A 13,516-nucleotide genomic window follows, 5' to 3' on the forward strand; every position below is an offset into this window, starting at 1 on the left:
TAAAAGCAAGATGAGGAAAGGCAGTAGTTTGAGGGAAGCTGTTTCTATAAAAAAATTAAGAATTTTTTCACAAAATTGCAGATATTTGAATCCGTTTACAAAAAAAACAAAGACACCTCAAATAAAATATGGTATAATATATTAAGAATATTTACTTCAGGAGGGGAAATCATGAGTAGGAAAATACGTTTCATTTCTCTGCTTACTCTGTTGATTTGTTTTCTGATGGGCTGCAGTCTTTTTCAAAAGAACGGTGGAGGTCCGGGAGAGCAAGGCAGCCAATTTTCGGAAAGTGTTCGTAAGCTGAGAGAAAAATACAGCAAAAATACTCCTTATGATGTCCAAGAAAAGGTCATTCAGATCAAGGAAAATGAGCCTATTACATTTCCGACAGAGGTACAAAAGCCTAACGATTTTGAGACACTTCCACATGAAAGACAGACTGAGTTGATTTCTTCCTTTGAAATTTATGGAGATAGCAACTTACGAGCTATTTTAGGGGGTGACTTTAAGATGAATGATAAGCGGCAGATAGTGATTGAGCCAGCTTATCATTTCTCTGCGACTAGAGTGGAGGCAAATGGAGAGCATACGGAATATGGTCTAGCCAAGCAAGGTGAGAGTTGGGGTGTTTTTGATACGCTCTATTTGCTGCAACGGGATGATGAGCGAACAGGTAAAAAACTTAAAAAGCCAAAACTTTGGATCGTTAAGATAGATAAGAAAGGGCGCGACAAGCTAGCTCTGAAAACCAAGAGCAGTTTGCTCGGAGATGGTCGCTTGCAGCTGGAATGGACGGAAGTACCGGGAGCGGACTCTTATTCCATTATAAAAAGAGAGTATGTGACCATGCCTGGCAGTGATACGAAGACAGGTCTTTATAACTATAAAGAGGTCGATCGGGTCACTTCGACAGTGTATCGGACAGATTTGCCTACCCACTATGATAGCCGCAACGGCGGCCGTTCTGGTGATGATCCGATACTTGCCAGACAACGGTTGCTGCAGGCTTACGACCAGGATTACAGTAAGAAAACAGTTGAGAAAAAACCTTATGAACTCCTTGTTGTTCCCCTTAAAGATAAAGAAGCTTTAGGAACTATCAGCAATCCTATCTCATCTGATAGCTTTGCGAAACTGATGCCGAATCAAATCGATTTTCGGACTTTTTCTGACCAGGTTTCCGCTCTGCGGCAGAAAGGAAATATTCCTGAAGAAGCACCGCTGCAGATGATGGATGGCCAGATTCAGAACTTTCCAATTGTCTATGAAAAAATCGAAAAAGAAGGCCGGGATGTCAGATGTCTGGTCTCTATCAAGGGCATGCCTACTGTCAAAACGGACTTTTTCATTGAACAGGCCAGTGTCGAAGAAGTGCAGCCTGTTGTAGATAGGCATAACGAAAAGGTCAATAAAGAGGAAAGCAAGTCTGGTGTTTCAGAGAAATATATCAGCGTAGAGCAGGCTGACTTGGATCTCAAGGGTAAAACAGTCGTTCATGATGTTAGTGATATTGAGGAAAGAGTGGCAGCCAGAAGTGCAGCGCAGGAATATTTTGCCAAGGCCCTTCTGTCCGATGCAGAATATGTTGATTACAGTGAGTTTCCAGAGCTGAGTGAAGGAGATGTCAGTGAATTGCTTCACGATGTTTTAGAGCAAAATCCAGTCATTCAGCAGGGAGTGGTTCCTACCATTGATGCTAAGCAACATGTGGTAAGTTTTAAATACGATGCTGATGAAACTGCCAAATATAAGAAGGCCCGCAAAAAGGTCAAAGAGATTGTCAAAGACATCATCAAAGACCAGATGAGCGACCGAGAAAAGATTGAGGCGATTAATCAGTATATGATTGAGCATATTAGCTATGATAAGGCTGCTTACCAAGTCTTTTTGAATTACAAAACATCTATTGAGAATAAAGAATCAGAAGAGGCTATTTCAAAAGCGTTTAAGGATATGCAAGACGGTATTCGCAAGTATGAATCTAGTTTTGATATTACTGGTCCGCTATTTGAGGGTAAGGGAGTCTGTCAAGCTTATGCTGTAACCTTCCAGGCTCTTGCTCAGGAAGCTGGTCTTGAAACCATGTATGTGAGTGGAAATACAGATGATTTTGACCCGCATGCTTGGAACTACGCAAAGGTAGATGGTCAGTGGCTGGCTTTAGATGTTACCTGGAATGACTCTGATGGAGATAGCAATAAAACAGAAAATGAATACTTGCTATTAGCCATGGATAATCCACTCTACGCACAGAGCCACTATGCCTTTGACAGATACGAAGATGCTATTAAAGAATGATGCTCCAAATAGAAGCAATCTTTAATAGGTACCTAAGTCTTGTAAGACAAGGAAGAAGCCAATCAAAATCCCTGAGATAACAGTATCTCAGGGGTTTTCTATACTTTTATTTCTTCCAGCTTTCGACTTCTTTCTGGTGGTTTTTGATCCACTCTTTAGCTGCAGCTTCTGGTGAACTGCCTTCGTTAATCTTAAGCATGACTTCTTCCATGTCCTTTTGAGTCCAGTTGAAGTTGTCTAGGACCTTGTTGACTTCTGGTAAGTCCTTGTCTAGATTTTTTCGAGTCATAGTGTGGATAGCTTCCTTGCCGCCCATGGTTCCCTTAGGATCCTTGAGGTATTTGAGGTCGTATTTGGAGAACATCCAGTGTGGTGACCAGCCGGTTACGATGATATCTTCTTTATTCTTAATAGCCTGATCCAGAGCAGTGGTCATGGCTCCTGTTGAGGAAGAAGAAAGATTCCAGCCACTGAGATTGCTGTATTCTTGCATAGTCTTCTCAGTCGCGGTCATGATACCAGCGCCGGGCTCAATACCTGTGATGGTTTTCTTGGCTTGGTCTGACAGGTCTTCGATAGAGTCAGCGTCCATATAGCTTGGTACGACTAGCCCTGTTTTAACGCCCTCAAGGTTTGGCCCCAAGTCCACTAGCTTGTCCTTGTACTCCTCATAGAGAGCAGCGTGGGTGGTCGGCAACCAGGCAGAAACCATGGCATCGGCTTCGCCATTAGCAACGGACTTCCACATAACGGCATTGTCCAGCGGTGTGATGGTGACATTGTAGCCCATTTCCTTGAGAGCCTCCGCTACGACATTGGTTGAGGCAACTTCGGAGTCCCATTCAACATAGGCAAGGTTGACCTTTTCTTTTTTGCTTTGCTGAAGCTTGGTTACTTGATTTCCGACAAAGGCTGTCAGGAAGACAGCAGCTAGAGCAGACCAGAGCATAACCTTGTTGCGTTTTTCCTTGGCAGTGACCGGTGATTTTTTAGCCAGAGGCTGGTTGAGCTTCTGGGTCAGGCGGTCGATGATAATGGCCAGGATAACCAGAGATACCCCATTGACAAATCCGGAACCGATGTCGGCATGCTGCAGAGCAGAGAGAACGCCGCGGCCCAGTCCTGGCGCTCCAATCATAGAGGCGGTAACGACCATAGACAGAGCCAGCATGATGGTCTGATTGACCCCAGCTAGGATAGTATTTTTAGCCAGAGGCAGCTCAACTTTGAAGAGCTTCTGCTTGCCAGTGCCCCCGAAGGAGTCTGACGCTTCAATCAGCTCAGTCGGAATCTGACGAATGGCTAGATTGGTAAAGCGGACAGTCGGTGGCAGGGCAAAGATGACAGAGGCAAAGACCCCAGGCACCATACCAATACCGAAGAAGGCCACGGCCGGTATCAGGTAGACAAAGGCCGGCATGGTCTGCATAAAGTCTAGCAAGGGCTTGATAACTGCTTCGACACGGTTGCTCTTAGCCATCCAAATCCCCAGTGGAATACCGATGATAATGGAAATGGCACTGGAGACGATGACCAAGGTCACAGTGTTCATAAGATTTTCCCAGAGGCCTTGGTTGTAAACAAAGAGCAGGCCTAGGAAGGTGAGCAGGGGCAGTCCCAGCTTACGCTTGGAAATCAAATAGGTAAAGATAGTGATGAGTGCAATAAAGAGCAGGGGCGGAATGAAGAGCAGGGTATCTGTCATTCCATTCATGATGGCATTTCCGATAGCCTGGAGGACCGAAAAAAGTCCGGAGAAGGTATCGGTTACCCAGTTAGTAAAGGCCTCAACCCATTGAGAAACGGGGATTGGCTGTTGTAAAATATCCAAAATGCGAACCTCCCTTATTCTTCAGATTCAGTAGTATTGGCCAAGGCTTCGATGACTCGACCTTTGATAATAACGCCGACTAACTTGTCCTTATCATCTACAACGGCCAGAGGCGCTGGTGAATCGTAAATCAGCGGGAAAATATCAGTAATCAGGGTTTCCTGAGTGACCTTGCGGACGTTCTTATCAATCACTTCAGCCAGTGCTTGATGTTGCTTACGGGCATCGCGGGCAGCTTCGGCAGTCAGACTGCCCTTGAGGTGCCGCTTCCTATCCACAGCCAGCAGCATACTGACCTCTTCTTTTTTCATGCGATTGAGAGCCACGGTTGGTCCATCGATGTCAATGTTGGTAGTCAGTGGCGTTGTCATGATATTCTGAGCGGTCAAGACCTTGGAGCGATCCACATCTTCGACAAACTCTCGAACGAAGTCATTGGCCGGATTGGTTAGGATTTCCTCACCGGTGCCAATCTGCATAATCTGACCGTCAGCCATGATGGCAATACGGTCACCAATACGCAGGGCCTCATTGAGATCGTGGGTGATAAAGATAATGGTACGCTCATGCTCTGCCTGCAGATCTAGTAACTCATCCTGCATTTCGCGGCGGATAAGGGGATCTAGAGCTGAGAAGGCCTCGTCCATGAGCAGAATATCAGGATTGTTGGCCAAAGCTCGAGCTAAGCCAACCCGCTGCTGCATCCCGCCGGAGAGCTGATCGGGGTATTGGTCCTTGAAGGAGAGGAGACCGGCATTGTCTAGAGCTTGTTCAGCTAGGCGCGTGCGCTCCTCCTTATCAACACCTCGGACTTCCAGACCGAACTCAGTATTTTCCAGAATGGTCCTATGTGGGAAGAGGCCGAAGTTCTGAAAGACCATATTGAGCTTGTGGCGGCGAACGTCACGTAGCTCCTCTTCGTTCATCTTAGCCACATCTTGGCCGTCTATGTAAATGTCGCCTGATGTCGGGTCAATCAATCGGTTGAGCAGGCGGATAAGGGTAGACTTCCCACTACCGGACAGTCCCATGATGACAAAAATTTCTCCGGTCTGAACCTCAAAGTTTACATCGTAAACTCCGACAGTAGCACCGGTTTTTTCTAAAATTTCGGTTTTGCTTTTAGCTTGTTGCACCATTTCTAGTGCCTGCTTTTGCCTTTTGCCGAAAATTTTAGTCAAATGTTTTACTTCTAGTTTATTCAACTTATTTCTCCTTTTATAAAAGTGACTACATGTTTATTTTATAGAGTTGTCACTTAAAAGACCATCACAGTATAACACTGTGTGGTCACTTTGTCAAACCCAAAAGACTGTCAGACCGGCCTTTTTCGGCTATTATAAAAAGGGGGAGTGATTTTCTGGAATATTTCTGAAAACCGCGAAAAGCTTGTCAGACAGCGGATTTGCCTGTCTATTCTATTTTTTGGGCAAAGAAAAAACAAGCGCTGTTTCACTTGTTTGTTTCAATTTCATTAAAAAATAAATTATGCATCAAACCGACCGATAATTCGTTGCCAACAAAGTAGATAGTATTGCCGGCTTCCAGCTTGGTATAAGGACCAGGCGAGATTAGGAGTTGGTCGCCCTGCTGGACTGCGACAATGGTAGCGCCAGTCGAGTGCCAGATATTGAGCTCATTGATAGATTTTCCTAGATTGATGGCGTCTGCTGAGAGCTGGAGCTCGTAGGGATTGAAAGGAAAGCGCTGCTGGACATCCTTAGTTCGGCTGAGAAGCTGATTAAGCAGCTGGGAAAAGTTGGCAAACTCTTCTTCCTGGCGCTGGATGCTCTGGTGGAGCTTGCTTTTGAGGTCCTGCAGAGAGTTGACATCTTTATAGGTCTCGAGAAACTGCTGAGCTTTTTCCTTGGAGGAAATGAAGGCTCCACTGCCATGGCGGACTTCCATGATTTCCAGATCTACCAGCACATTAATAGCCTTGCGGGCTGTTTCAGGGGAGACATTGAAGTTGCTGGCTAGGGTAGAGCGGGCATAGATTTTGCTGCCGATAGGATATTTGCCGTCAACGATTCGCTCGGCAATGGCGACGGCAATCTGCTGGTAGCGTGGGAATGCGACTTCTTTTTTGCTCATGAGGACCTCCAATTTACAACAGAAATATAGCTATGATTATAATATAAAACTGGAAGATTGAAAAGTGCTCATTGTAAAATCAACCGTCTTATCCGCCTCTTCTTGCCTTTCTTTTTACTTTTTTAAGTAGTATAATATGTCTAAAAGTCAGAGGTTTTCTGGAAAAGGAACAGTAAAAACCAGATGCTAAAAATAGAAATGGATAAAAAGATGACTGTAAAGATGATAGCGACAGACATGGATGGAACCTTGCTGGACGGACAGGGACAGCTGGATTTGCCGCGTCTGGCTACTATTTTAGATGAGCTGAAGAAGAGAGGCATTCACTTTGTGGTGGCTACTGGTAATGAAATTCCACGGATGCGCCTGCTATTGGGAGATTTGGTAGAACGCATGACCTTGGTAGTCGCCAACGGAGCGAGGATTTTTGAAAAGAATCGGCTAAGAATGAGCAGCTTCTGGGAACCTGGATTGATTAGGGATGCGCTGGCTTATTTTGCGGGTCGTGAAAAGGAGCTTCAGCTGGTTGTGACCTCTGAAAAAGGCGGCTTTGTACTAGAAGGGACGGAATTTCCCTTAATTGAAAAAGTCATGACCAGGGAAATGGCTCAGCTCTTCTACAAGCGGATGAATTTTGTGCCTAGCCTTCAGGATTATCCCTTTGACAAGGTCTTGAAAATGAGTATGATGGTAGAAGAGGCTGCAGCAGCAGAGCATGCTCGTCTGATTAATCAGCATTTTGCAGGCCGATTAAGCGCTGTTGCCAGTGGTTACGGTGCGATTGACATCCTCCAAGATGGGATGCACAAGGCCTGGGGCTTGCAGCAGCTGATGGCTAAGTGGCAGATTCAAAGCTCGGAAATCATGGCTTTTGGGGATAGTGAAAATGACATAGAAATGCTTGAATTAGCTGGTATTTCTTACGCTATGGAAAATGGCGATGAGCGGGTCAAAGGGGTAGCAGATTACCTAGCGCCAGCCAATACAGAATCCGGTGTTCTACAGGTGCTTGAGCAATACTTAGAAGAGGAAAAAGGATAATGGCAGTACAATTATTAGAAGAATGGCTTCTCAAGGAGCAGGCAAAATTGCAGCAAAACTACAGAGAACTCAATCAAGTCTCCGTCAAGGAGCCAGACATCATCTTTATCGGAGACTCCATTGTGGAATACTATCCTCTCTATGAGCTCCTGCAGACGGATAAAAGACTTGTCAACCGCGGCATTCGGGGCTATAAGACTGATTTGCTTTTAGAAAATCTGGATGCCCATCTCTTTGGGCAGACTCTGGATAAGGTCTTTATCCTGATAGGTGCCAATGATATTGGCAAGGAGATGCCTCAGACAGAAACGTTGGCCAATTTGGAAGCCGTGATTCAGGAGATTTCTCGTGACTATCCTTTGGCTCAGATCCAATTGCTGTCGGTCCTGCCGGTCAATGAAGCTCCAGCTTACAAGAGCACAGTCTATGTCCGCAGCAATGAAAAGATTCAGGCTCTTAATCAGGCCTATCGCCAGCTGGCCAACGCCTACATGAATGTCCAGTTTATCGATCTCTACGATGCTTTTCTGGACGAGGAAGGCCAGCTGCGCCCAGACTACACAACTGACGGCCTCCATCTGACCATTGCTGGCTATGCAGCTCTGTCCAAGGCTTTGCAGGAATATATGTAGTTTCTTCAAAAAATACAGCTCTGTTTTTCCAGAACAGAGCTTTTTTATTTTCCTTAACTTACAAATGTTTTCTGTGAAGGACGCTTGATTTCAAAGGGATTATGAAAATTATTATAAAACACATTGGACTTTGTGAAAAAATTATGGGCTTTGTGTTATGTAATAGTTCTATATCATCTTTGAGCATATTCTTATACAAGAGCGAGAAAACATGATAAATTGATAGAGTAAAGTTTCTTGAAGCGTTTTCATTCACAAGTGGAAATGTTTTCAACAACTGAAAATTTATTTTATTGAAGGGGAGTTATTATTATGACTCAAGGAAAAATTACTGCATCTGCAGCAATGCTCAACGTATTGAAGACATGGGGCGTAGACACCATCTACGGTATCCCATCAGGAACACTCAGCTCACTTATGGATGCTTTGGCTGAAGACAAAGATATCCGCTTCTTGCAAGTTCGCCACGAAGAAACTGGTGCTCTTGCAGCGGTGATGCAAGCTAAATTCGGCGGCTCAATCGGGGTTGCAGTTGGTTCAGGTGGTCCAGGTGCGACCCACTTGATTAACGGTGTGTACGATGCAGCTATGGACAACACTCCATTCCTTGCTATCCTTGGATCACGTCCAGTCAACGAACTCAACATGGATGCCTTCCAAGAGCTTAACCAAAACCCAATGTACAACGGTATCGCTGTCTACAACAAACGTGTCGCTTACGCTGAGCAATTGCCGAAAGTAATCGACGAAGCTTGCCGTGCTGCAGTTTCTAAAAAAGGTCCAGCTGTTGTTGAAATCCCAGTAAACTTCGGTTTCCAAGAAATCGACGAAAACTCATACTACGGTTCAGGTTCATACGAACGCTCATTCATCGCTCCTGCTTTGAACGAAACTGAAATTGACAAAGCTGTTGAAATCTTGAACAAGGCTGAGCGCCCAGTGATCTATGCTGGATTTGGTGGTGTTAAAGCTGGTGAAGTAATCACTGAATTATCACGTAAAATTAAAGCACCAATCATCACAACTGGTAAAAACTTTGAAGCCTTTGAGTGGAACTACGAAGGTCTGACAGGTTCTGCTTACCGTGTTGGTTGGAAACCAGCCAACGAAGTGGTCTTCGAAGCAGACACAGTTCTTTTCCTTGGATCAAACTTCCCATTTGCTGAAGTGTACGAAGCCTTCAAGAACACTGAAAAATTCATCCAAGTGGATATTGACCCTTACAAACTTGGTAAACGCCATGCCCTTGACGCTTCTATCCTTGGTGATGCAGGTCAAGCAGCTAAAGCGATTCTTGACAAAGTAAACCCAGTTGAATCTACTCCATGGTGGCGTGCAAACGTTAAGAACAACCAAAACTGGCGTGATTACATGAACAAACTCGAAGGTAAAACTGAGGGTGAGTTGCAGTTGTACCAAGTTTACAATGCAGTTAACAAATACGCTGACCAAGACGCTATCTACTCAATTGACGTAGGTAACACAACTCAAACATCTACTCGTCACCTTCACATGACACCTAAGAACATGTGGCGTACATCTCCACTCTTTGCGACAATGGGGATCGCCCTTCCTGGTGGTATCGCTGCTAAGAAAGACAATCCAGATCGCCAAGTATGGAACATCATGGGTGACGGTGCATTTAACATGTGCTACCCAGACGTCATTACAAATGTTCAATACGACCTTCCAGTTATCAACCTTGTCTTCTCAAATGCTGAGTACGGCTTCATCAAGAACAAATACGAAGATACAAACAAACACTTGTTTGGTGTAGACTTCACTAACGCTGACTACGCGAAAATCGCTGAAGCTCAAGGAGCTGTTGGATTTACAGTAGACCGCATCGAAGACATTGACGCAGTCGTTGCAGAAGCTGTAAAACTCAACAAAGAAGGTAAGACTGTTGTCATCGATGCCCGCATCACTCAACACCGTCCGCTTCCAGTAGAAGTACTTGAACTCGATCCAAAACTTCACTCAGAAGAAGCGATCAAAGCCTTCAAGGAAAAATACGAAGCAGAAGAACTCGTACCATTCCGCCTCTTCTTGGAAGAAGAAGGATTGCAATCACGTGCAATTAAATAATTCCTCTCGTCGAAAATCAAATGTAAACTGTGTCATCTTCACCTTGCCGTACTCCAGTACTGCCTGCGGTTCGATGTCTTGTTTATTCTTTGATTTTCTTAGAGTCGAACTTGAAAAGATCGGAGCAATCTGGTCTTTTTCTGGAGAATAGTCAATGAATTTAAATCAATTAGATATTATCGTTTCAAACGTTCCCCAAGTCTGTGCTGACTTGGAGCGTATTTTTGATAAAAAGGCAGACTATGTTGATGACAGTTTTGCTCAGTTCACGATTGGCAGTCATTGCCTCATGTTGTCCCAAAATCATTTGATTCCTTTGGAAAATTTCCAGACAGGAATCATTCTTCATATCGAGATTGAGGATGTAGACCAGAATTACCAGCGGTTGAAAGAGCTTGGTGCTGAGATTTTACACGGCCCAGCTGTAACTGATTGGGGTACGGAATCGCTGCTAGTTAAAGGCCCTGCTGGTCTAGTGATTGATTTTTATCGAATGAAATAGGTCCATTTAACATAGAAAAAAAGGCTAAAAATCCCTGACCTATGGTATAATAGGATGATATGACAAAAGACAATACTAGTTCAAACAAATTATACAAACTACTCTTAGCTTTATTAAGCTGTGTCTTGGGGCTGTCGTTTCTGTTCATGATGCTGAAAGATGTCTCGTCCACTAACTGGTACCAGAGTCGATTTCACGGGTGGCAGACCATAACGGCTGAGGTGAGCGGGTTTACGACCAGTCCGGAAAAACGCTCTACACCCGCTTACTACCCTATTTATCACTACATTGTTGATGGCCAAACCTACCAGGGATTTTCAGACCTCTATCAAGATGAAGTGCCTAAGTCTGGGGAAACCATTAGCATTCTCTATAATCCCAAGTCGCCTGAGCAGAGCCAATATAAGAATGACATCCCAATCCCTATCCTTGTACTCATGCCATTGCTGGGATTCTTATTATTTATGGCATTGGCTGCCGGCTCCCTCTATCAGGCCTTTAATCCTCTACAGGAACCAAAGCCGCAACCCAAGGCGGCAAAAAGCATCAGCATTGTTGAGGGAACGGTTCGTAAAGAGAATCTCATTGTGACCTTTGTTAGCCTAAGCATGGTTATGATAGTCCTCACTTATATTTGTATTACTGAAACAGGGCAATTCAAAGCCTTATTTTATGGTTGGAAAACTACATCCGCTCAAGTCATTGACTATGATGTGTATAATAGAGGAAGAAGAGGATTAAGTTTTTATAGTAGCATCTACCAATACCAAGTAGACGGCGTGGCTTATGAAGGCCATTCTGTTATCGCTAAATTTACGCAACCCAAAATTCAAAGTCAAATCTCTATTGCCTATAACCCTGAGTATCCCTATCAGAGTGCTTCCAGTGAAAACTATCATATCTTTTATCTAGTCTTTTTTCCTGGCTTCAGTCTGCTGCTAGTCGGCAAGAGCCTATCTTTAATCATTGCTGCTTGGATAAAGAAGGCTAGCCTCGCTCAAGCCAGAAGACTAGGGCTTGTCTATGACGGCTATATTATCGATGTTATCCCCGCTGAACAGTTTAGAGAGTATAATCCGTTGCATGAGATTTGGCTTGAATTTGATATTAACCAAGTGCCCTATCAAACTAGCATTTGCCTTCCTTTAAGAGAACATCATTTTATCTCTTACAGTCAGAATCCTAGACCTATCCCAGTCTATGTGGATCCTCATGATGATAGCCAGTTCCTGATAGATGACAATGACATCTATGCCATTACAAATCAAGTACAGATTAGTTGATCCCCCTCCTAATGCCAGCTCCCTCATCATTGGCCAGCAACTGGAAGTCCTACCGTCTTGACCTCCTTTGAGGTGGTTCCACATGAGCTGAAGAGTATCGGGAATGCTGAACCTCACAGACACCATAGAACCTGGAATAGTATCAATTTTCCGTAGGATGTTAGAAGTTTATTTGCTGATTGTTTATTATAATATAAGAAAAACGTTTAATTGATAAGGAGGCAAAAAGATGACCAAAAAACTGACTTTTCCTGATGGTTTCTTGTGGGGCGGAGCGACAGCTGCCAACCAGTGCGAGGGCGCTTATGATGCGGATGGTCGCGGGCTGGCCAATGTAGATGTGGTGCCGATTGGTGAGGATCGTCTGGCCATCATCACGGGTAAGAAAAAGATGTTTGACTTTGAGGAAGGCTATTTCTACCCAGCCAAGGAAGCTATTGACATGTACCATCGCTTTAAGGAGGACATTGCCCTCTTTGGCGAGATGGGTTTTAAGACCTATCGTCTGTCCATTGCTTGGAGCCGGATTTTCCCTAAGGGGGATGAGCTGGAGCCCAATGAAGCTGGCCTGAAATTTTACGAAGACCTCTTTAAGGAATGCCACAAGTATGGCATTGAGCCCTTGGTGACCATTACTCACTTTGACTGTCCCATGCACTTGATTGAGCAATATGGTGGTTGGCGGAATCGTCTCATGCTGGAATTTTACGAGCGTCTCTGCCGCACTCTCTTTACCCGCTACAAGGGATTGGTCAAGTACTGGCTGACCTTCAATGAAATTAACATGATCCTCCATGCACCATTTATGGGGGCTGGGCTCTGCTTTGAAGAAGGCGAAAATGAGGAGCAGGTCAAATACCAAGCAGCCCATCATGAGCTGGTCGCGTCAGCCATTGCCACCAAGCTGGCTCATGAGATTGATCCAGAAAATAAGGTCGGCTGTATGCTGGCGGCAGGGCAAAATTATCCTAATACCTGTCATCCACGCGATGTATGGGCTGGTATGGAGGAAGACAGGAAAAACTATTTCTTCATCGACGTGCAGGCGCGTGGTGAATATCCCAACTATGCTAAGAAAGCTTGGGAGCGCGAGGGCATCACTGTCGAAATGACAGAAGAAGACCTGCAGTTACTTAAGGAACATACGGTGGACTTCATTTCCTTCTCATACTACTCTAGCCGAGTGGCTTCGGGCGACCCTAAGGTCAATGAGCTGACCGAGGGCAATATCTTTGCTTCTCTCAAGAACCCTTATTTGGAGGCCTCTGAGTGGGGCTGGCAGATTGATCCTCTGGGCTTACGCATTACGCTTAATACCATCTGGGATCGCTATCAAAAGCCTATGTTTATCGTGGAGAATGGTCTGGGCGCAGTGGACACTCCGGATGAAAATGGCTATGTGGCTGATGACTACCGGATTGACTACTTGGCGGCCCATGTCAAGGCCATGCGTGAAGCCATCAATGAGGACGGCGTGGTGCTTTGGGGCTACACGACCTGGGGCTGTATCGACCTAGTATCAGCCGGCACTGGCGAGATGAAGAAGCGCTATGGCTTTATCTATGTGGACCGAGACAATGAAGGTAAGGGAACACTCAAGCGTTCCAAGAAGAAATCCTTTGATTGGTACAAGGAAGTTATCGCGACTAATGGAGCATCTGTGAAATAGAAAAAGGCTGAGATATGAATGTCTCAGCCTTTTTCAAGGATATATTTTTATAGGAACTTTAGTCTAACTGAAATT

Annotated in this window: 10 protein-coding genes; 7 read left to right on the top strand and 3 right to left on the bottom strand. The window is 44.8% G+C overall.

The window, feature by feature from the left end; all coding sequences use genetic code 11:
• Positions 1–171 precede the first annotated feature (171 nt).
• A complete protein-coding gene (locus tag K1I94_RS06770) occupies positions 172–2,301 on the top strand; it encodes a transglutaminase domain-containing protein (protein ID WP_223314841.1) in 2,130 nt (709 codons plus the stop codon).
• Positions 2,302–2,407: 106 nt separating this feature from the next.
• On the opposite strand, the gene K1I94_RS06775 is transcribed toward K1I94_RS06770, so the two are convergent.
• The 3 genes from K1I94_RS06775 to K1I94_RS06785 all read right to left on the bottom strand — a co-directional run bounded on the left by K1I94_RS06775 (position 2,408) and on the right by K1I94_RS06785 (position 6,226).
• Complete coding sequence (locus K1I94_RS06775; RefSeq protein WP_223314842.1) at positions 2,408–4,132, bottom strand: ABC transporter permease/substrate binding protein; 1,725 nt, start codon at positions 4,130–4,132, stop codon at positions 2,408–2,410.
• Positions 4,133–4,146: 14 nt separating this feature from the next.
• Positions 4,147–5,337: a quaternary amine ABC transporter ATP-binding protein gene (locus K1I94_RS06780; RefSeq protein WP_002898349.1), complete on the bottom strand. Its 1,191-nt coding sequence runs from the start codon at positions 5,335–5,337 to the stop codon at positions 4,147–4,149.
• Between the two features lie 247 nt (positions 5,338–5,584).
• Complete coding sequence (locus tag K1I94_RS06785; RefSeq protein WP_002896558.1) at positions 5,585–6,226, bottom strand: GntR family transcriptional regulator; 642 nt, start codon at positions 6,224–6,226, stop codon at positions 5,585–5,587.
• A 183-nt stretch (positions 6,227–6,409) separates the two neighbouring features.
• Between K1I94_RS06785 and K1I94_RS06790 the strand changes: the two genes are divergently transcribed.
• From K1I94_RS06790 to K1I94_RS06815, 6 genes are all read left to right on the top strand, one after another.
• A complete protein-coding gene (locus tag K1I94_RS06790) occupies positions 6,410–7,267 on the top strand; it encodes a Cof-type HAD-IIB family hydrolase (RefSeq protein WP_223314843.1) in 858 nt (285 codons plus the stop codon).
• On the top strand, positions 7,267–7,899 hold the full coding sequence (locus K1I94_RS06795) for an SGNH/GDSL hydrolase family protein (RefSeq protein ID WP_223314844.1): 633 nt from the start codon (positions 7,267–7,269) through the stop codon (positions 7,897–7,899). The genes K1I94_RS06790 and K1I94_RS06795 overlap by 1 nt, the downstream gene beginning before the upstream one ends.
• Before the next feature lie 312 nt (positions 7,900–8,211).
• Entirely contained in the window at positions 8,212–9,987 is a 1,776-nt protein-coding gene (spxB, locus tag K1I94_RS06800; RefSeq protein ID WP_002919671.1) for a pyruvate oxidase, read from the top strand.
• 154 nt (positions 9,988–10,141) lie between these two features.
• The gene (locus K1I94_RS06805; RefSeq protein WP_223314845.1) at positions 10,142–10,489 is read left to right on the top strand and encodes a VOC family protein; all 348 of its coding nucleotides are present in this window, start codon (positions 10,142–10,144) and stop codon (positions 10,487–10,489) included.
• Between the two features lie 59 nt (positions 10,490–10,548).
• Positions 10,549–11,772 (top strand): DUF3592 domain-containing protein, encoded by a 1,224-nt coding sequence (locus tag K1I94_RS06810; protein WP_223314846.1) that lies wholly within the window; start codon positions 10,549–10,551, stop codon positions 11,770–11,772.
• Between the two features lie 229 nt (positions 11,773–12,001).
• A complete protein-coding gene (locus tag K1I94_RS06815) occupies positions 12,002–13,441 on the top strand; it encodes a 6-phospho-beta-glucosidase (protein WP_002911197.1) in 1,440 nt (479 codons plus the stop codon).
• Positions 13,442–13,516 lie beyond the last annotated feature (75 nt).

It is taken from the genome of Streptococcus sanguinis (assembly GCF_019929145.1).
Lineage (GTDB): Bacteria > Bacillota > Bacilli > Lactobacillales > Streptococcaceae > Streptococcus > Streptococcus sanguinis_U.

Bases quoted from the DNA above. Each gene is read 5' to 3' on its own strand.
- K1I94_RS06770 (WP_223314841.1), top strand. From the start codon at position 172: ATGAGTAGGAAAATACGTTTCATTTCTCTGCTTACTCTGTTGATTTGT.
- K1I94_RS06785 (WP_002896558.1), bottom strand. From the start codon at position 6,226: ATGAGCAAAAAAGAAGTCGCATTCCCACGCTACCAGCAGATTGCCGTC.
- K1I94_RS06790 (WP_223314843.1), top strand. From the start codon at position 6,410: ATGCTAAAAATAGAAATGGATAAAAAGATGACTGTAAAGATGATAGCG.
- K1I94_RS06795 (WP_223314844.1), top strand. From the start codon at position 7,267: ATGGCAGTACAATTATTAGAAGAATGGCTTCTCAAGGAGCAGGCAAAA.
- spxB (WP_002919671.1), top strand. From the start codon at position 8,212: ATGACTCAAGGAAAAATTACTGCATCTGCAGCAATGCTCAACGTATTG.
- K1I94_RS06805 (WP_223314845.1), top strand. From the start codon at position 10,142: ATGAATTTAAATCAATTAGATATTATCGTTTCAAACGTTCCCCAAGTC.
- K1I94_RS06810 (WP_223314846.1), top strand. From the start codon at position 10,549: ATGACAAAAGACAATACTAGTTCAAACAAATTATACAAACTACTCTTA.
- K1I94_RS06815 (WP_002911197.1), top strand. From the start codon at position 12,002: ATGACCAAAAAACTGACTTTTCCTGATGGTTTCTTGTGGGGCGGAGCG.